A 17,817-nucleotide genomic window follows, 5' to 3' on the forward strand; every position below is an offset into this window, starting at 1 on the left:
GGTTTTTGAGAAATCTATTTTGCGTGAACTATGCTAAATAGGAGGTGGGGTATGCCTCGGAGGAGTGATAACGAGCTATCCGAGCTAAAGCCCTGCGAAGCATAAAACCACCTTCTCCATATGGTAATTGCTGGATAACTACTCATACGTAAGGAGCATCCCGAATGTTGCGCTGCGGACTAGCCTTCTGGAAGGTTTTTCCTGTCCATATCATACAGCAAGGTGCCGAACGCATGAAGCGACGGCACCTTGTAAAGAACGAACGATTCTATGAAATGTTATATTCCTATCTGTCAAAGCATTATTCCGCCTTATCGAAGCAGCGTTCCCCGTTCAGGTAGTAGCTATCCTCCCGATAGGTCGTAAACGCTACTTCCACCTCAGGAATCCCGAGCGCTCTGACATGATCGGCAACCGCCTTGGCAAAGCGGTCTCTCACCTGAAGTCCCCGTTCGAACCAGGCGACCTCGATAAACGGATAGGTGTCTACAAGACTTCCATTATAGACGGATGTGGTATGAAGACAGTCGATCGTAAAGTTATCCGTTCCGCATTCGCAGACGGCAGCTAGCTCCTCCACCAAAGATGTACTGATTTTACACATTTGCTCGGCTGTAATACCTCTAACGATAAGCTGCGGCATATCCATACTCCCTTGTTTTAGTTGTAGTGTACCGCGTTCCAAGCCCTGATGCAAACGCATCGGCCGGGCAGTCTGCATACAACTGCAAGGTTCATGGACTTTCCGTCTCGTTATGTCTTATTTCGTGTTCCCGGTTAGCTAAGCATGAGCCCTCGAGGAGCGAATCTCCTTCAAACGATCAGGGAAGTCGGTAATGATGCCGGAAACGCCCAAATCCATCAGCGCTCGAAGATCCTTCTCATCGTTGGCCGTATAAGGATAAACCTGAATGCCTGCCCGATCCGCCTTTTCAACATCCTCTTTATCCACAATCCGGTAGTCCGGATGAAGGGAATACACATCGACTCCCAGCGTTTTGGCATAGGCTGCAGCGTCAGCCAATCTCAGCTGATACAGCAGACCGATTTTAACCTTAGGCTCCAAACGTTTGATTGCGCACAAGCATTTATGATCGAAGGAAGATACGACCACGCGGTCGAACAAGCTGCGCTCCCGCAGAAACTCGACGAGCTTGCGGTCCATCCTTCCGTCATAGCTGTTTTTGACTTCCACGTTAATCATAATCGAATCGGGAACAAGATCGAATACTTCGCCTAACGTAGGAACCTTCTCCCCCCGGTATACCTCGGAGTGCCAGGAGCCGGCATCCAATGCCTGAATCTCTGCCAATGTCTTGTCAATGATCTTCCCTGTCCCGTTCGTCGTACGGTTGAGCGTTTCATCGTGACATACGATGATTTCTCCATCAGCGGACAAGTGGACATCGAGCTCGATGGCTTCGCAGCCCTGCTCCACTCCCAGCCGGAATGCACCAAGCGTATTTTCGGGTGCGTGCCCTTTGGCCCCGCGATGAGCAATAATAATCGGTTTCTCGTTAAGCATAAGTTTGATTCCTTTCCCGTCTTTGTAGACGTCAGAATTGGGGGTTAACGCAAAAAAACACATAAACTGCTTAATCCTATCCATTAAGCAATCCATGTGTATGTCTCCGTGTCTCCTACACAATTATCATCTTGTCGTCACTATACTACTTCTAAATGATTGCAATTGTCAACCGTTATTTCTTAAGGAAGCCGCAGCGTACCGGTCTAGCGTGACCCGCCGGAAACGCTCCTTCCAATAAGGCGGACCCGGCATCGCTTCAAACAGCTGCTCCGCCTTATCATAATACAAGGCTTGTATGATTCTTGCATACTCCAGACAGCCCGAATCGGCGATTGCTTGAAGACAAGCCTGCTTGTGCTGCCGGATAAAGTCCTCCGCCCCCAGCCTTCCGTCATAGTATTGAGCCAGCTCGGGGAAGCCGTCTTGTTCTTGCGAGAGCATGTACACGATGGGCAGCGTTCTTTTTTTCTGCAATATATCGTTGCCGGGTCCGAGCTGCTCCAGATTTCTCACATCGTTCTCGATTTGAGCTACGACTCCCAGGCAGGCGGCAAGCTCGTCGATCTGTCCGGTAAGCCCGGCGGATGAGGACTCGGCCAAGGAGTAGCCCAGATAACAAGCCAGCTGAATCAGCGACCCGGACTTAAGCTGTACCATCTTGAAATAGTCCGCCTCATTGGCGATATGGGCATGCGGATTCAAGTCCTTCTGCTGTCCGTTGACCGCCGAGAGAACCCATTGGCTGATCTCAGGAAGAAACGGCGTCATCGTACGGCCTGTTTGCCATTGAAGCTGCCCCGCTTCGCCCATAAACATCATGAGAAAAGCAAGCACCGCATTCAAGGTGTAAGCCTCCGGGCAGGTCATCCATATCCGATGCCCTTTATCCCGATCCTGTAGATCATCCACGATATCCAGCGTCAGCATCACAAGCTCCGTCAAGGCGGCTGCCTTGATGATATAGGGCGATCGGCCTTCCAGCATTCCATGGGTGCTCTCCGTCAGCTCGGACCAGATGCTGTCCCCCTCGGCTCTTGCTGCTATAAACGATTTCATCCATCCGTTCAAATCCTCGGCATGTATGGCGCGATCGACCATGGCTTCCATCTCGTCTTGTATTTCCCGATTCAAGCTAATCCCCCCTGTTCGAATCCGTATAATATTTGCTCTGCACAAATTGCTCCAACGCTTGAACCTTGGACTTGACTCCCAGCTTGCCGTAAATTTTTTTCAAATAATTGTCCACCGATCGTTTGCTCACATAGATTTCACCCGCAATCTGCTCGTGCGTCGCTCCTTTGACCAGCATGGACATGATTTGCACTTCGTCCTCCGTCAGTACGACCTCCTGCGCAGGCAGCCCCGTCATCAGCCTCATATTGTGGTACAGCGATAACGGCAAAACCGTGTAATGATCCATAACGCATTTAACCATATGCTGAACGACGCTCTCGCTGGATTCCTTGGAAATAATGCCGCTAACCCCGATTTCAAGCAAATGATTATACATATCCGCCACATCAATTCCGGTAAAAATGATGATATGCGTCTCCGGATAACGGCCCTTGATCTCCTTCGCGACTATGCTGCCGAACTTATCGGGCAAATGGTAATCGAGCAGCACGATGTCGGGGCGATGCGTATCTACAAAGTCCAGGCATGCGGCTCCGCTGCCTGCCGTTCCAATAACTTCAATCCCGTTGATTCGCTCGAGAATTCCTTTGGTCGCATTTGCCATTACCGGATGATCATCAACAACAAGTGCTCTCATTGAGCCGTTCATGCGGTCAGCACCTCCTTTAATGGTACGGAAATCCATATTTGCAGCCCTTTCCCCCTGCCTGTCCTGAAGTCCATCTGCCCATCCAAATACAGCACGCGGCTCTTCATTTGCTCCATGCCCGTGCCGGATGCTCCAATCTCCAGCTCCGCTTCATTCACCTTGTATACAGTAAAGCCGACGCCGTCGTCTTCATACATCAGCAGAATGCGGTCGTTCTCCTGTGTTATCGCTATGCTGACCCGGGATGCCTGCGAATGCTTCTTCGCATTGTTCAGCAGCTCCTGAATAATGCGGAAGAAATGGCGCTTCGAATCCATATCCCACGCTTCAATCTGCTCGGCGCCTTTGGCGATAAATTCCAGCCGGAACGGACAGAGAGAGCTTTCGTTGTCAATCACCTTTTGTATCGTTCGAATCAGTCCGATTTCATACAGCAGATGCGGATGCAGTTCGAAGCAGCTTTGGCGGAGATTCGTATTAATGATTTCCACATAGTCGATGATGTTCCTCATCCGCTCCATGTCTTCCTTGGAAAAATTAAGCTTGTCCACTATCGAGCTGAACCGTTTCTTGAGGAAGAACAAATCCTGCAGCGTCGTGTCGTGCAGATCGGTTGCAATGCGCTTGCGCTCGGCCTCCTGAAGCTCGAACATCAGCTTCCGGAACCAGATGAAGTCCTGTGAAGCATCCTCGTTAGGGATTTGTGCGGCCAACCGCTGAAGCCTCATATGCAGCTTGCTGATCAAATGCATATTTTCCAGGCTCACGGCGAGATACGAGATGATCAGATTCAACCATTGGATCTCTTCCATGCCGAGAAACGTATTGGTCCTTTTCCTGGCGATAATCAAATAGCTGGTATATTCCTCATGGCGGTTGATTTCAAAGCGCCGAAGGAACGGATGCTCCATTTCCGATGAGGTCAGCCATTCCACCTCAGAAAGCTCGATATCCCCCTCCAGAACCGTCTCCATCCGGTCCTTATATTTGAACACGATGGCGGCTCCAAACACCTGCAGCGTATTCACGATATCTACCAGAATGATATCTTTCAGCTCGCGGAAGCTGGAGATCGATTGCAGATTGACAGCGATTTTTTTGAGCGCGTTTTGCAGGTGGTATTTCCTGGGGAACATTACCGCCTCCAATTTTGTAGCGAAATATTCAAGTGAATACATGACGAAGGAGAGCAGCATTAAGATAAAAATAAAGCTGAGCAGCAGGTGCTGCACCGTTACCGCCTGCCGAAAAATGACGGCTGTCAGCAATACAATGACACAGGCCGGGATGATGGAAATAACCGTCGTAAAGGCAAACCGGCGCAGGACCAGATCAATATCGTATAGTTGCTTGGACATTATCAAATAAGTGAAGGCTATAGGGAAGAACAGTACGAACCATGAGGTATACAGCGAGCTGATCCCGTCTTCTCCCATAAGCTGAGGGACAAACGACAAGAAGGCAAACGGAAAGAAGGAGATGGCAAGCGCCCACCAAACCGTTCGGATAATCGTAGATAAGTAGGAGACCTCGTTGCGAAATTTGACAGACACATAGGCAAGAAAAAAGAAGTTAAGCAGCAAGCCGAACAAAAAGAACGTGATAACGAACTGAATGCTGTATTGATAGAACAGGAATGATCTCGGTGTGCTGAAGGTCAATACAGGCAGCAGCAGGATTGCGAAAGTACCGTACAAATACCGCAGAAATCGGAAAGGGAACTGGATTTCTGCCTTCTCCTTTAGAAATACGAACAAAAAATGCAAGAAAACGACGGGAAGCAGCATCATAAGCGAGCTCATGGCTACTTTACCCAATGTATCTCCCCTTTGCGATGCGCCTATACTGGCGAAGATGAAGCCGATGTTTAGAAATACTATCGACAGGAAGCGCGCCGACCGGGAATGCCTCGTCTTCCAGTAGAGCATTCCGGCCAGGGAAAGGCAAAGGAGCTCGACCAGAATCGGCAATATAATCGGAGGATTGGCAGCATTCCCCTTGTTGAGCTCGACGGTCAACGGCTCCCCTTTTCGTTCCAGCTCCAGTGTCCTCGCCTGCTCCACCAATCTCCATTTTTTGACCGTAGGATGCTCGTCTGCGGGTCTTCCATCGATTCGATTGACGACATCTCCAACCTGTATATTCATTTCCAGACTGGCGCTTTCCGTTTCCAGCTTAGCGACGACCCATTCTCCATGCATGCCCTTCTTTAAGGTAATCCCCAAATACGGGTACTGAAAGGTGATATAGGCAAACCATAGGTGAATGATCAGAAACAAAACAACGACCAATCGAAAAAAAAATTTATAAATCACCAAAATTCCCCTTGATTTGTAATTTTTTGTGATATAATAAACCTGTAATAATTGTAAATAATTGTCGGAAGCGAGGTGATCAGCATGCAAGCAGTAACTTACTCTCCTGGATTGCATCAAGTTGTACGCTCGTTGAAACAGATGGACACCCAAGACGTCTTGAACCTGTTTAAGGATGCCAATTGGTTCGAAGCGAAGTCTCTGTCCGCTGCAGAAGGACAAGCCGTCATGAAATTATTTACCCAATCAGCCAGCGACTACATAAGAAAAATCGGTGCTTACGGCCCTTGGCTTTAATTCGCGCTATTTTTCATTATTTTACCAAATCATAAAGAGATTGTATATTATGGATCCTTCCAGGTATGCAGTCTCTTTTCCTATTAGAACCGTTTTTTTGACGAAAATGCAAAAAAGAATGTATACTCGTGCAAACATTTTGCGCTGATCTGATGATCTTATTATACTATAATTGAAAGTATAAAAATGGTAATTGTGGGGATTTCATGAATAATTTTTTCGAAGTTCATCGACCTGTTTCCAGTGCCGCTTTCCATGACGAGGAATGCTTGACTCTTGCCATCCAGACGGTGCTGTTTAATAACAAGGAGCAAATCCAGTCGATTCTGGATTCCTTGTCCAACGAGCAGCTCCTTCAGGAAATGTCGAGAGAAATTATGCGGAGAGCCTACAAATTCAAGCATATTGCCGATTCCGTACACAGCGAAATCCATTTGCAGGCCTATGATGTAAAAGGAGAAGCATCGCAATGTATCCAACGCTTAGAGACAAGGAGTTAATATTTTGCTATTTGGAAGCCGTCCGGCTTCAGCTTGATGAAGAATTTCTTGTGCTGCTCCGCGCCGAGATCAAAAACAGGGACTTGCCGATTACGCTTGATGCGCTGTCGGAAGAACCCTGTACATCCCGGGCGCAGCAGTCCATCGTCCGCAGTTAAGGGCGGGACGCCCCGTCCTATCCCCTTTTTTTGCGTCTTTTCACGCTTATTTATGAAAGCTATGCCCCAATGGAGTTAGGATTCCGTCCATACTGGCGGCATTTTTTTGTTGGCGATAAGCGATAAGTCCCTGTTCCCCCTTTTGCTCCGCCCACTTTTTCAGCGTTTCGCGCTCCCCTGTATAATCGAAGAACGGCACGCTGAAGCCGCAGGAGGTTTTGACTGCATGAAGCTCCGCGTGGATGATTTGCCGTGCGCCCGGCAGCGGGTCGAAGCGCTCCATCAATGGATCCCACTCCGGCATGTCAGGCAAAATTACCCTTCCGCGGCCATACAGACGCAGGATCATAGGCGCCCCTTCAAAGGCAATGAACATCAAGGTTATTCTGCCGTTATCGAGCAGGTGAGCGCTGGTTTCATTCCCGCTGCCCGTTAAATCCAGATAGGCCACCTCCGTAGGAGACAATATCCGCAGCACATCATGCCCTTTGGGGGAAATATTAACGTGGCCGTCAGCACTTAACGGAGCGGAGCCGACAAAGAAAATATGCTGCTTTTTAATAAACGCCTCATGCTCGGGGAGAAGAGAAGCATACATGGTTCCCACAGGTCATCGCCTCATTTCAATAAAATGGAAATCAACCTTTACTCTATAGTATGAAGGGGTTAGCTTAGTTTGTAAAATAGATAAATCAGATTTACTTTATAGGTACAAGCTATAAATGAATAGCAAAAAAGACCGCCCAAGGCTTAAACGGGGCAGTCTGTATTGGAAGCAGGATCTAGTGCGTAAGCTCCGATAAAATGCCCTCGCAAGCTTCGACCAGATCGGTTCCCTTTATGAACATTTGCAGCCCGCGGCGCCCTGCACTGATGCTTACCGGATCTTTCGACACGACAGAACGATCGATATACAAAGGATATTTCTTCTTGACCCCCAAAGGGGAAACCCCGCCGCGAATGTAACCGGTCAGCGTCATGATATCTTTGACAGGCACCATCTCGACCTTCTTGTTCCCGCTTGCGGAGGCCATAGCCTTCAAATCGAGCTCCTTGTCTCCCGGGATGCAAGCCATCACCACGCCTGTCTTATCACCGCGCAGCACCAGGGTCTTGTACAGCTGTTCGCAGGGGAGACCCACCTTCTTCGCAACCGTCGATGCGGCGAGATCGTCCTCGTCCCATTCGTATTCATGCAGCGTGTAGGCGATCCCGAGCTTATCCAGGATACGGCTCGCGTTCGTTTTGGCAGCCATCGTGCGTTTCACCTCTTACTTATTTAGTACAAAAACCCTTGCTGAACAAGGGTCTGGTTGTTGAGAAGCCTATAGAGCTTGAACTATGCCGATATACTCCGGTGGGTTATGCCCCTCCAGCCAGGCTTCCGAAGCAGGCTTTGCTACACAAAGCCCATAGCTGTTGAAACCCGTGAAATGTGATTAGATTTAGCGGTATTTTCACGGGTTTCAAAGGCGGACGTAAACTCCTCCGAGGCATACCCCACCTCCATATGTAGCAAAGTTCACGCAAAACTCGGTTTCTCAACAACCCCCTATAGACAAGGGTTTTTGTGCAGCTTACAACGCCCAGTTGCCTTTTCTGAATACAGGCTCTACCATACCGTCGGCAAGCTCTCCGTCAATCTCCAGCTCCGCACAGCCGATCATAAAATCGACATGCGTCAGGCTGACGTTAGCCCCGCGTTGCAGCAATTCTTCTTTGGACAGCTTCGTGCCGTTTTCCAGCGTGAACGGATAGGCGCTTCCTAGCGCAAAATGGCAGGAGGCGTTCTCATCGACACCCGTATTGTAAAAGATACGGTTCAAATTGGAGATCGGAGAGTCAAAAGGAACGAGCGCAACCTCGCCCAAGTAGTTGGCCCCTTCATCGGTGCCAAGCAAATCCTTGAGATATTCCAAACCAACCTCCGCGGTATAGTCAACGACTCTGCCGTTCTCAAAACGGAATGAAAACCGGTCGACCAATCTGCCGTTCAAATTCAGCGGCTTCGTGCTGCTCACCGTACCGTTAACTCCATCCCGCTTCGGCAGCGTGTACACTTCCTCCGTCGGCATGTTCGCTACGAAGGCAACCCCTTGATCGTTGAGGCTCTCGCCGCCGAACCACAGGTGGCCTTCGGGCAGCTCTACCGATAGATCGGTTCCCGGGGCTTTATAGTGAAGCCGCTTGTACTTCTTGTTATTCAAGCGCTCTCTCATGCGTTTGAGCTTCTCGATATGCTCGCGCCAAGCCGCTACAGGATCCTCCTGATCTACCCGGTTGATCTTGAACAGGGTCTCCCACATAGCGTTCACCTGCTCGTCTTCCGGAAGGTCGGAGAATACCTTGGCCGCCCATGCTTGGGTCGGTGCCTTGACCAGGCACCAGCTGAACGCTTTGTTCCGAACGTAGCTCTGGAATTTTTGCCGTGCTACAGAAGCCGCTTTCGTAGCGGTCGATACTTTGTGCGAATCGATGCCCTTGTACAAATCCGGATTCGGTACTTTAATATTCAACAGCGCCCCGCCGCTTTCGGCCAGCTGCTCCATCATTTTCGCGGTCCATTCCGGGTAGAAGCTGAACGATTCCTCCGGCGCATATTCGAAGCGAGTGCGTGTCACCGCTTCATCGTCCCAGTTGACTTGAACGTACTTGGCTCCGGCCTCGTATGCTTTTTTGACGATATAACGGGTTAACGGTGCGACCTCAAGCGGAGATTCAATCATCAACACTTGTCCCGGTTGAATATTGACCCCGATTTTGACTAGAAGATCAGCGTATTTTTCTAAATTTGTGTCCAATGAGTTCATGCGGCAGTGCCCCTTTGATCATTTTTATCCATTGGTTAATTATCCGGCTTTTCAGAGAAAACATCAAGTTTAATCTTACCATGTCTTCCTAATAGATCAAAGCCCGCCTCCCCCTAGATGCCAAAAAACAGCCTGGCCGTCTGCGTCGTCGCTCGAGCCACTTCCTCCGGACTCCGCCCGATGCAATCCGATACCGCCTTCACCACATGCGGAAGAAATGCCGGCTCGTTGCGCCCGTTTGCCGGCTTCGGCTCCATATCCCTTGGGGTAAGGAAAGGGGCGTCCGTCTCCAGCATCAAGCGATCAAGAGGAATGGATTTGACCAGCTCGCGCAGATGCTTGCCTCGCCGTTCATCGCAGATCCAACCGGTAATACCGATGTGGAATCCCATATTCAAGTAGGTCCGAAGCTCGTAGGAGCTGCCGGTAAAACAGTGCACCACCGCCTTGCCCAGCCGGCCGCGGAACTGCTTAAGTATCGCTGCAAAATCGTGATGAGCCTCCCGCTCATGCAGAAACAGCGGCATCTGCAGCTCACAAGCCAGAGCAGCCTGCTCCTCGAACCAGCGCTTCTGTACATCGCGTGGGGAGAAATCCCGGTTGTAGTCCAGACCGCACTCCCCAATGGCCACAACATGCGGCAGCACCGCAAGCTTCTTCAAATCACGAAGGGTCGATTCGCTGCAGCTTTTGGCGTCATGAGGGTGGACGCCCGCCGTAGTGTACAGCTGTCCCGGAAACCGTACGGCATAGCTTGCAGCCTGCTGGCTGCTGCGGAGGCTCGTGCCGGTAATAATCAACGGCGACACTCCGGCCTGTGCGGCGCGCTCAACCACCTGCTCCCGATCCTCTTGGAAGGAACGGTGCAGCAGATTGACACCTATATCAATCATGTTCTCATTCATGTCTTATCCTTCCCTCTCCTTGCCGTCAAGAGCCTTAAAGCATGAAGCCGGCACGGCATCTGCGAGCCATACTTCATTGCCGGCATAATAAAATACGACGCCCTCAGACTCCGCCTTGCCCGTATCTATCGTCAGTATGACAAGCTCACCTCGGCGGCTTCCAGCCATGGCAGCAAAATGAGTTCCCTCCGACAAATGAACGTACTTCCGGTTCATCGGACGGAGCCCTTCACGCAGAATGGAAGGCAAAGCTTCTGTATTCGTTCCGTGATATAATACGGACGGCGGCGTGCCGGGAGTATATTGAACCTTATCGTGACTATGGCCGTATCTGGCTCTGATCCGGTCGCCGCGGATTTCGAACCGCTGTTTATCCGAATTGGCTACTACCGTTCTTATGTCCTCTGCCGTTACCCGTCTCCAGCGCGGCTCTGCTTGAATGACCGCAACCAGTTGATCGAACGGACACGAGCCATCCTCCGGATCCAGCTTCAGGCCATGGCTCTCCGGCGTATGCCGAAGCAGCCTCGTCATAAATTTGCTCAGGCTGATTTCCGACTTTTGCTGATGCATTTACTTCACTTCCTTACATAACTTAACCTTGAATTTGTCTCCACAAATCTGATGATTCTTATTATACCGATTCCAAGCGAAAAGAAATGGTAAAATTTAAGTATAACGATCTAACTCGCGCCGCTCCGCTGCATCCTATGCCCTTGGAAAGCTTATAACGCTATGAGGGCAAAAAAGCTGCGCAAGGAGATATCCCTCACGCAGCTCATAACCCTTACTTAGACCATTCTGCTCTCAATGCTTCCACATAGCTTGTCAGATCCTGTTTAGCGGGGACGGAAATATGCCCTGCCAGCGCTTTATTGTCCATATGCTTCAGCATCTCTTCCAGAAATTTGATAGCCTGCTTCGCCGATCCCTTATCCTTGTGATGCTGCGCCTGCTTCAAAGCGTTCCGCAGCTGCCCCGCCAGGGGATCTTCCAGCTCCGCTGAAGCCTCATACCGCTCCAGCTTCGCCGTTAATGTCGACAAGGTCGGTACAAGCCTGAACGTTACGGCTTCCTCCCGGCGATTTCCTGCCAAGTCCTCGACACGGACCTTAATACTTTGCTCACCCCATAACCCGGCGAAATCGATAACCCCCTGCGATTCATAGGTTACACCGGTTACGGTGAAGGACTGCTTCGCCAAGCCGGACAAGGCGTCCTGAGCCTGCAGCTTCAGCGTCAAGACCGGCTGGTCGTCGGAAAACGACGCCGTACTCGATACAGGCGTACCGTTGACTGAGAGCTGATAGACCGGTGCTGACTTATCTATAGGGATAGCCAAAGATTTGACCGGCTCTTCATTGCCGGCGGCATCGACGGAACGGTAATACAGCGTATGCTTCCCTTCCTCCTTCAGGACTACGGGAGTCGTATAGGGCGCCCAGTCTGCCTGAGAGTCGATGCGGTACCTAGTCGACACAGCGCCATAATCGGCATCCGGGACATTTAACGCCACCGTAACGTCGGTCGTATACCATCCGTTCGTTCCTCTTCCCTCTGCGTTAGCGATTGTCATAGCATAGGGACCTACGTCGTCCGGAGTGAGTGCTTTGCGTAAGACCGGCGCGGCGGAATACTCATCGGCTCCCACGTCATAAGCTTCCCGGGGCTGCCCGTCAAAGTCGTCCGTGACGAACGGATAGCCGCCTGCGCCTGCCCCTATCGCAGGGCTGGAGGAAGAGAGCTTCCACAGCCCGTCCGCTTCCGTAAGCGACGGATCGATATTCAGAATCTCGTTCGGGGCGTGAGGTTCATTGCTTAGGACGGCTCCGAAGCCGATATTGCCTTCAAACACCGTGTTGGATTTCAATCTTTCGTTGTACAGCGTGCCCTTCGAATTTCTTACGATATTATTGGCAACCCGGCTGTCCACGGGAGGCTTGTCCTTATCGTATTTTCTTCCGATCGTAATGCCGTTGGCGCTGTCCACGATAGTATTGTTAACTACGAGTGCACGGTACACCCGCCAATGCTTGGACAAATCTCCGCTCGTATAGCTGCTTCCATCCGGCCCGGCGTCGAAATCGCCGGAATCGATATCGATAGGAAAATGGGTCAGATTTTGCATGTAGTTGTTATAAATTTTATGGTCGTTGCCATAAATCCGAAACCCTCCTACTCCGGCCTTAACCCCGTCCCCACGAAAATAGTTGCCGTAGAAGCTGTTATTCATGCCATGACGTGAGGTCACCTGCCCCTTGCTGTTCAGAAACGTGTTGTATCGAACCGTGTTGCCGGAGCTTTTCACCGAAACAATTTCATCGTCGCTGTCGACATTATCGAATACATTGTACTGTATCGTAGCGAAGCCCTCCGTCATGGATAAGCCGGACAGGCCTGCACGAATCGTCTCGCCCCCGTTCACAGGCTGAGCCAGCGAATCGTGGAAATAGTTGTATTCGATGACATCATACTTGGACATGACGCTGCCTTGAAAGGCAATCATCTGACCCAGATCGGACCGGGGTCCGAAATCATTATGATCGATGCGGTTATGATGGCTGCTCGCCCCTTCCAGTGAAACCCACTTGTATCCGTTCTTGTTATACGGCTGAGTCAAGGCGAAAGTATTCCGCGTCAGACGAATATGATCGGAATTCGTCAGCCTGACGGCGGCGGGAATCGTGGTGGCGTCTTGAATAAACTTTAATCCTTGAATCGTTACATAAGAAGACTTGTCTACATTAAAGTAACTGCTGCCCGCTATGACAGCTTGTCCTTGGTGGGCCGCCCGGATCACAATAGGCTTCGATTCGCTTCCGCTTTTCCCCGCAATGGGAAAAGCCGTATCTGCGTACGTTCCGTCCGCAAGAACGATCACCGTTCCTTCTACAGCACCGGCGATAGCGGCGTTAAGCTCTGACGGGGTGGCAACGTATACGGCTTGGACCTCACCGGCCAAACTCGCAGTCTCAGCAGGAGCCGACAGGGCCGGAACCGTTCCACCGGGAAAAGCCAGCATACACGCGCAAACGAATGGCAATACAAACTTCTTTTTAGGCACAATATCCATCCCTTCTTTGATCAAATGGGCAACGCGGGTTATGCTAAAAGCCGCAGTCCTCTTCACTATATTTGTATGCGCTTTCAATCGCAATGTCGTAAATTCACATTTATATGTAGAATATTCACCTTCCGTGAGTAGAAAAGGAAGGGGTCACCCTTCACTTTGGCGCTATAGCCCCATTAGCGGATGATCCTCTTCCCATCCTTTCGTAATATCCCTTCAGTCGCTATACTCCTGCCCGGCGACTCCCCAAACTTCCTTCAAAGCGGCCCGGAACAGATCATCCAGCTGCTGATCCCTTTCTGCCGCCGAATCGCTCATCCCTCTAGCCGATTGCTCAAAATGCCCGATCTGCTGCTCCAAAAACGAGTTGATCGGACCGATTCTCGGCTCCAGATCCAGCTCCTCTCCGGATGTCTTGCGCTCGACCAATGTCTGAATCGCTCTGTCCAACTCGCTGCCCCCCGGTATCAGCTCTCTCACCAAGGAACCGAATTCCATCGGAGGCATCGTCCCTGCCCGCTCAATCCATTGACAAGCTAGAATCGGGCGAAGCACGTAAAAATATTTTTTGAGCTTCACCTGCTCTCCCTGCAAATAGTCCCTGTAATTCCGCTTCGCCATATGGAGGTAATGATACAGGCAGGACTTAGGTGAAAACGTGAGCGGCGAAAGGCTGCGGATTTGCTTGGCTATCGTGTAGCTCTCGTAATAAATGATTGGGGATTGAAGCCATTCAAGCAAGGGTGGGTTCGATTTACGGAACAGGTTCAATGCCTTCTTGATATCCCAACCGTTGATATCGAGCATGCTGCTGATGGGCCGCTCGATTACATCTCTTTTATCAAATATAGATAAATACCAGTCAACAGGCCGGATATAGAGAAACCGGACGTCATAATCGCTATCCCTGGACGGGAAGCCCCACGCGCGGCTGCCGGATTCACAGGCGAACAGGATGCGTACCTGCTCCTTCTGTTCGATGAGCTTAAGCTCATCCTGGATTTGCTGTCTTATAGAGGACTCGATCATCCTGTAGTCCCTCCCATCCGATATAAAAAGTATGGAAGACCAGGACGCCTCGTTCGAACGCCTCTTTTAAGGCCCCGGTCTTTTTCTTGTTCCTAGTATCGCTCATTTGGCGGTCAATGAACACGGCGGAAGTATGGCGACCGGATTTTTTCCATTTTCACCCTCCCCTTCCCCTGTTACAATGATAGAATAGCCTGACATCAACGGAGGATCCCTCATGGCCAAAGAAAGCTTCGATAAAGAAATCCAGTTTCTGCGCATGCTTGTGCTGACGAGCGGCGCCTACAACCGGCAGCAATTCGCCGAACGTCTCGGCATTTCCGTTCATACCTATGATAAAACGATACGGCGCCTTAAGGCCATTGTCCAAACCATGTATCAACAGCTTCCGCAGGAGCAAAGCAAGGAGTTCGCCCAGGCACTGCGCTTCAATTATTACGAATCGGCAGATCCTATGCTGCTGTTCCTGTATAGAGCCAAGTCTCTGAAGGACTCGGAGACGTACCGGCTTTCCCTGCTCCTTACGGCGATGCAGCAGGAGCCGATGACGGCCATGGCGCTGCTGGACCTGTGCACTGAACAAATGCCGGCGGACCTGCCGCTGCCCGACGAAAAGACGCTCCGCTCCGACCTCAAGTATCTGGAGGAAGTCGGGGTCATACGCAGAGAGGCTGGGGGACGCCCCTACCGCTACCGTCTCCAGGATGATTTGCTGAAGGAGCTTACTTACGACGAGCTTGTCGATTTATACGACTTTGCGGATGTGATGTCCAACACCCAGGTGCCCTCAGTTCAAGGATATTTGCTGAGGGACGTGCTGAAGAAAGCGCTGCTGCAGGCGGATAACGCTGTTCCTTTTGTCATGCCCTTTTTATATAAATATCATTACCCTTCACGCATTCTGGATGAGGCGCATTTTCACACCTTGCTTCAAGCGATACGGGAGCGGCGGTTTGTCAGCTTCATCTATTTTTCTCCCAAATCGCATAAAAGCTACGCCTCCAAAAATACGAATCCTTTGTTCGAGCGGGAGACGGCAGGCAAACAAGAGCTGGTTCTGCCGATCAAAATCGTCTACGACCATCAATACGGACGATGGTATCTGCTGGGCAGTACCGTCAAACACACCTTGAAAAAATACCGGATGGAGGGAATCACTCAGATCGAGGAGGGAGAGTCGGTGTCGGAGGAGCTCTTCGCTCTTAAGCAAAAAGGCCTGGAGGAGCAAATCCGTTACAGCTGGCTCATCGATACCGGACGCCGAGTGACGGTCAAAGCCCGGTTCTATCACCCGGAGAACTCGAAGAGCAATTTTGTGAAGGAAAGGGTGCTTCTGCAGGGCCAGTGGGGGCGGATAACGGAAGAAGACGATACGTCGTTCCTCTATGAGATCGAGGTGAACGGGACAACCGAAATCAAGCCTTGGCTGCGCAGCTTCGGGTCCAGCTGCGAAGTGCTGGAGCCGCTCTATTTCCGTAACGAAATGATTGAGGAATGGAAGGAGATCCTAAGCTACTATGAATCTGTTTGAGAAAATGTTCAATTACCAAATCATCTCCCGCCTCGAGGATTCCGGCACCTTCACCGTTACGGCCCAGGAGAGGGCATGGCTGAAAAACATGCTGGAGCACCCCGGCGCATCCGACGCCTTCATGCCGTCAACCAGGGAAAAGCTCGGGCGTATGCTGGAGCAAGAGCCTGAGCTGGACTTTGCCGGCGCTTTGATAGAGAAGGCCAAAAATGTGGAAAAGCAGGTCTACCATCCGATGCTTCGCCTTCTTCGACGGGTTATCATGAACAGGAACGCTCTTTCTATCACGTTTCAGGTCAAAGACGGGCGTTCCTTTCATGAGCAGCTCGGCTTTCCCTTTAAGCTGGAATATTCGATGGTCAAGCGGGAATGGTATCTTCTCTGGCATCATTTGAACAAGCGGGCCTTCATGTCCACGAAGCTTCAGCACATCCTGTCGGCTGTCGAAGTGCCCTTCCCGGACGAGGAAGCGGAGAGGCTGAACGAGCGGATATCTGCCCTTCTCGAATCGCGCAGGGAAACGGCCCTGATCGAGGTGGTGCAGGCGTATAATAAGGAGCTTTCGCGAATTCTTTACGCCTTTTCCTGCTTTGACAAGGAAGTCGCTTACGACGCAGAATCCGATACTTATCGTATCACCCTTACATTTCCTAGTGATGAGAGTGAGACGATCCTTTCCAAAATCCGTTTTCTCGGGAAAAGAGTACGCGTTGTTGAGAGCGGCAAGCTGCAGCGGCGCATGCTGGAAACAGCGACGAAGGCATTGGACCGGTACCGGCCTTTGGAAGAGCCACAGTCCGACGATCTTCAATGACTGCGAGACTGCAATCCGGATGGTCCCGCGGAGAAGAAGCGCGTTAGGAAACCATTCGGGGAGGAATGGGTAGGAATGATAACAAATGATGGTGGAGGAGGCGGCTTATGCTTACTAAAAGCTGCCTTTTTTCCAGTTTCTCCGAAAATGCTCGTACACCTCGTAGTTGTACCAGCCAAGCTTTTGCTTAAGCGCCGCGCAGAAGGCGATGACCAGCTCCGAGCCCTCGGAATGCTCGAACTGTACGCCCCTCTCAGCAAGATATTCAGCCATGGCTTGAAACGGCTCATCCTCATGCCGAATGCGATCCCGAAGCGTTAGAATCTCGTCCAGCAGGGATTGGATCTGAAGCTCCCCGGCTTGCTCGGAATGCTCTCCGGCAGGCTTATAGATGCTGGTGAATAAGGCATCGATACGTTCGTTATCGATCTCCGCCCTTACCGTGCCTTCGCTCCGCCCGCTTCCGAACAATGCCTCAATCTCTTGCTCCAGCAGCGTAAGCAGAGGGAAGCCGGACTCATAGCCGAGGCTTTCGATCAGTTGACGATAGTACCAGGTTTGCTGCTCCTTGCCCCTCTTGAACCGTTTCCAGACGGATTCTCCCTCCGCCTCCATCGCTCTTATCGTGCTGCGGACATTATGCAGCTTATCCGCACAGGCGACCATACGGATCGGCCTGGGCGCTGTTTTCAAATATTGGATCGTATGCTCCTTGCGTTCCTCCCAGGACAGCGACTTATCCGGCTCCGAGCACCCCAGCACAATATCCGCCACCTGAGCTCCGAATAGACGGTGCAGATCCTCGTAAGTGGTCTCGGTATCCTCCAAGGTGTCGTGCAGAATGCCTGCCGCTATGACCTCGGGCTTGCATCGAGCCTCCTGCAAAATCATTCCTACCGCAAAAGGATGTGAAACATAGGGAATATCGGTCCCTTTGCGTACCTGCCCCCGGTGGGCTCTTGCCGCGAACTCGATTGCTCTGTCTATGATAGATGACAATGCATTCCTGCCTCCTCTGCGAATAAGATCCATCAGGGACTCCAACGGCTGAACAAGGTTTGTCCTTCCGCCTTCATC

The 17,817-nt window shown here is 51.0% G+C and carries 18 protein-coding genes; 5 read left to right on the top strand and 13 right to left on the bottom strand.

Annotated elements, in window-relative coordinates; translation table 11 throughout:
* Positions 1-301: 301 nt before the first annotated feature.
* From ABEA66_RS08400 to ABEA66_RS08420, 5 genes are all read right to left on the bottom strand, one after another.
* Positions 302-643, bottom strand: a complete 342-nt coding sequence (locus ABEA66_RS08400) for a DUF1904 family protein (RefSeq protein WP_345587200.1) — start codon at positions 641-643, stop codon at positions 302-304.
* A gap of 138 nt (positions 644-781) precedes the next feature.
* Entirely contained in the window at positions 782-1,525 is a 744-nt protein-coding gene (locus ABEA66_RS08405; protein ID WP_345587201.1) for a glycerophosphodiester phosphodiesterase, read from the bottom strand.
* A gap of 168 nt (positions 1,526-1,693) precedes the next feature.
* A complete protein-coding gene (locus tag ABEA66_RS08410) occupies positions 1,694-2,659 on the bottom strand; it encodes a polyprenyl synthetase family protein (RefSeq protein ID WP_345587202.1) in 966 nt (321 codons plus the stop codon).
* Position 2,660: 1 nt separating this feature from the next.
* Positions 2,661-3,311, bottom strand: coding sequence for a response regulator transcription factor (locus ABEA66_RS08415; RefSeq protein WP_345587203.1), 651 nt, complete (start codon positions 3,309-3,311; stop codon positions 2,661-2,663).
* Positions 3,308-5,626: an ATP-binding protein gene (locus ABEA66_RS08420; RefSeq protein ID WP_345587204.1), complete on the bottom strand. Its 2,319-nt coding sequence runs from the start codon at positions 5,624-5,626 to the stop codon at positions 3,308-3,310. Before ABEA66_RS08420 ends, ABEA66_RS08415 begins: the two co-directional genes overlap by 4 nt.
* Before the next feature lie 84 nt (positions 5,627-5,710).
* Between ABEA66_RS08420 and ABEA66_RS08425 the strand changes: the two genes are divergently transcribed.
* From ABEA66_RS08425 to sda, 3 genes are all read left to right on the top strand, one after another.
* Complete coding sequence (locus ABEA66_RS08425) at positions 5,711-5,923, top strand: hypothetical protein (protein WP_345587205.1); 213 nt, start codon at positions 5,711-5,713, stop codon at positions 5,921-5,923.
* 206 nt (positions 5,924-6,129) lie between these two features.
* Positions 6,130-6,423: a hypothetical protein gene (locus ABEA66_RS08430; RefSeq protein ID WP_079912142.1), complete on the top strand. Its 294-nt coding sequence runs from the start codon at positions 6,130-6,132 to the stop codon at positions 6,421-6,423.
* Entirely contained in the window at positions 6,393-6,581 is a 189-nt protein-coding gene (sda, locus tag ABEA66_RS08435; RefSeq protein WP_079912141.1) for a sporulation histidine kinase inhibitor Sda, read from the top strand. Before ABEA66_RS08430 ends, sda begins: the two co-directional genes overlap by 31 nt.
* A 46-nt stretch (positions 6,582-6,627) precedes the next feature.
* Here the strand turns inward: sda and ABEA66_RS08440 are convergent, their stop codons facing one another.
* The 7 genes from ABEA66_RS08440 to ABEA66_RS08470 form a co-directional block, all read right to left on the bottom strand.
* Positions 6,628-7,188, bottom strand: coding sequence for a pyridoxamine 5'-phosphate oxidase family protein (locus ABEA66_RS08440; RefSeq protein WP_345587206.1), 561 nt, complete (start codon positions 7,186-7,188; stop codon positions 6,628-6,630).
* 175 nt (positions 7,189-7,363) lie between these two features.
* Positions 7,364-7,837 carry a Cys-tRNA(Pro) deacylase gene (gene ybaK / locus ABEA66_RS08445; protein WP_345587207.1) on the bottom strand — a complete coding sequence of 158 codons (474 nt, stop codon included), beginning with the start codon at positions 7,835-7,837 and terminating at the stop codon, positions 7,364-7,366.
* 321 nt (positions 7,838-8,158) lie between these two features.
* Positions 8,159-9,391, bottom strand: coding sequence for an aminopeptidase (locus ABEA66_RS08450; RefSeq protein ID WP_345587208.1), 1,233 nt, complete (start codon positions 9,389-9,391; stop codon positions 8,159-8,161).
* Between the two features lie 113 nt (positions 9,392-9,504).
* Positions 9,505-10,296, bottom strand: coding sequence for a TatD family hydrolase (locus tag ABEA66_RS08455; protein ID WP_345587209.1), 792 nt, complete (start codon positions 10,294-10,296; stop codon positions 9,505-9,507).
* Between the two features lie 3 nt (positions 10,297-10,299).
* A complete protein-coding gene (locus tag ABEA66_RS08460; protein ID WP_079912136.1) occupies positions 10,300-10,869 on the bottom strand; it encodes an RNA 2'-phosphotransferase in 570 nt (189 codons plus the stop codon).
* Between the two features lie 214 nt (positions 10,870-11,083).
* Positions 11,084-13,360: a polysaccharide lyase 6 family protein gene (locus ABEA66_RS08465; protein WP_345587210.1), complete on the bottom strand. Its 2,277-nt coding sequence runs from the start codon at positions 13,358-13,360 to the stop codon at positions 11,084-11,086.
* A 222-nt stretch (positions 13,361-13,582) separates the two neighbouring features.
* Positions 13,583-14,395: a nucleotidyltransferase domain-containing protein gene (locus ABEA66_RS08470; RefSeq protein ID WP_345587211.1), complete on the bottom strand. Its 813-nt coding sequence runs from the start codon at positions 14,393-14,395 to the stop codon at positions 13,583-13,585.
* 217 nt (positions 14,396-14,612) lie between these two features.
* On the opposite strand from ABEA66_RS08470, the gene ABEA66_RS08475 reads away from it, so the two are divergent.
* Both ABEA66_RS08475 and ABEA66_RS08480 read left to right on the top strand, forming a co-directional pair.
* The gene (locus tag ABEA66_RS08475; protein WP_345587212.1) at positions 14,613-15,926 is read left to right on the top strand and encodes a helix-turn-helix transcriptional regulator; all 1,314 of its coding nucleotides are present in this window, start codon (positions 14,613-14,615) and stop codon (positions 15,924-15,926) included.
* The gene (locus ABEA66_RS08480; protein ID WP_345587213.1) at positions 15,913-16,740 is read left to right on the top strand and encodes a WYL domain-containing protein; all 828 of its coding nucleotides are present in this window, start codon (positions 15,913-15,915) and stop codon (positions 16,738-16,740) included. Before ABEA66_RS08475 ends, ABEA66_RS08480 begins: the two co-directional genes overlap by 14 nt.
* Positions 16,741-16,854: 114 nt before the next feature.
* Here ABEA66_RS08480 and ABEA66_RS08485 read toward each other — a convergent pair whose 3' ends face one another.
* A complete protein-coding gene (locus tag ABEA66_RS08485) occupies positions 16,855-17,739 on the bottom strand; it encodes an HD domain-containing protein (protein ID WP_345587214.1) in 885 nt (294 codons plus the stop codon).
* Positions 17,740-17,817 lie beyond the last annotated feature (78 nt).

The organism is Paenibacillus vulneris, from assembly GCF_039543185.1.
Classification (GTDB): Bacteria; Bacillota; Bacilli; order Paenibacillales; family NBRC-103111; genus Paenibacillus_S; species Paenibacillus_S vulneris.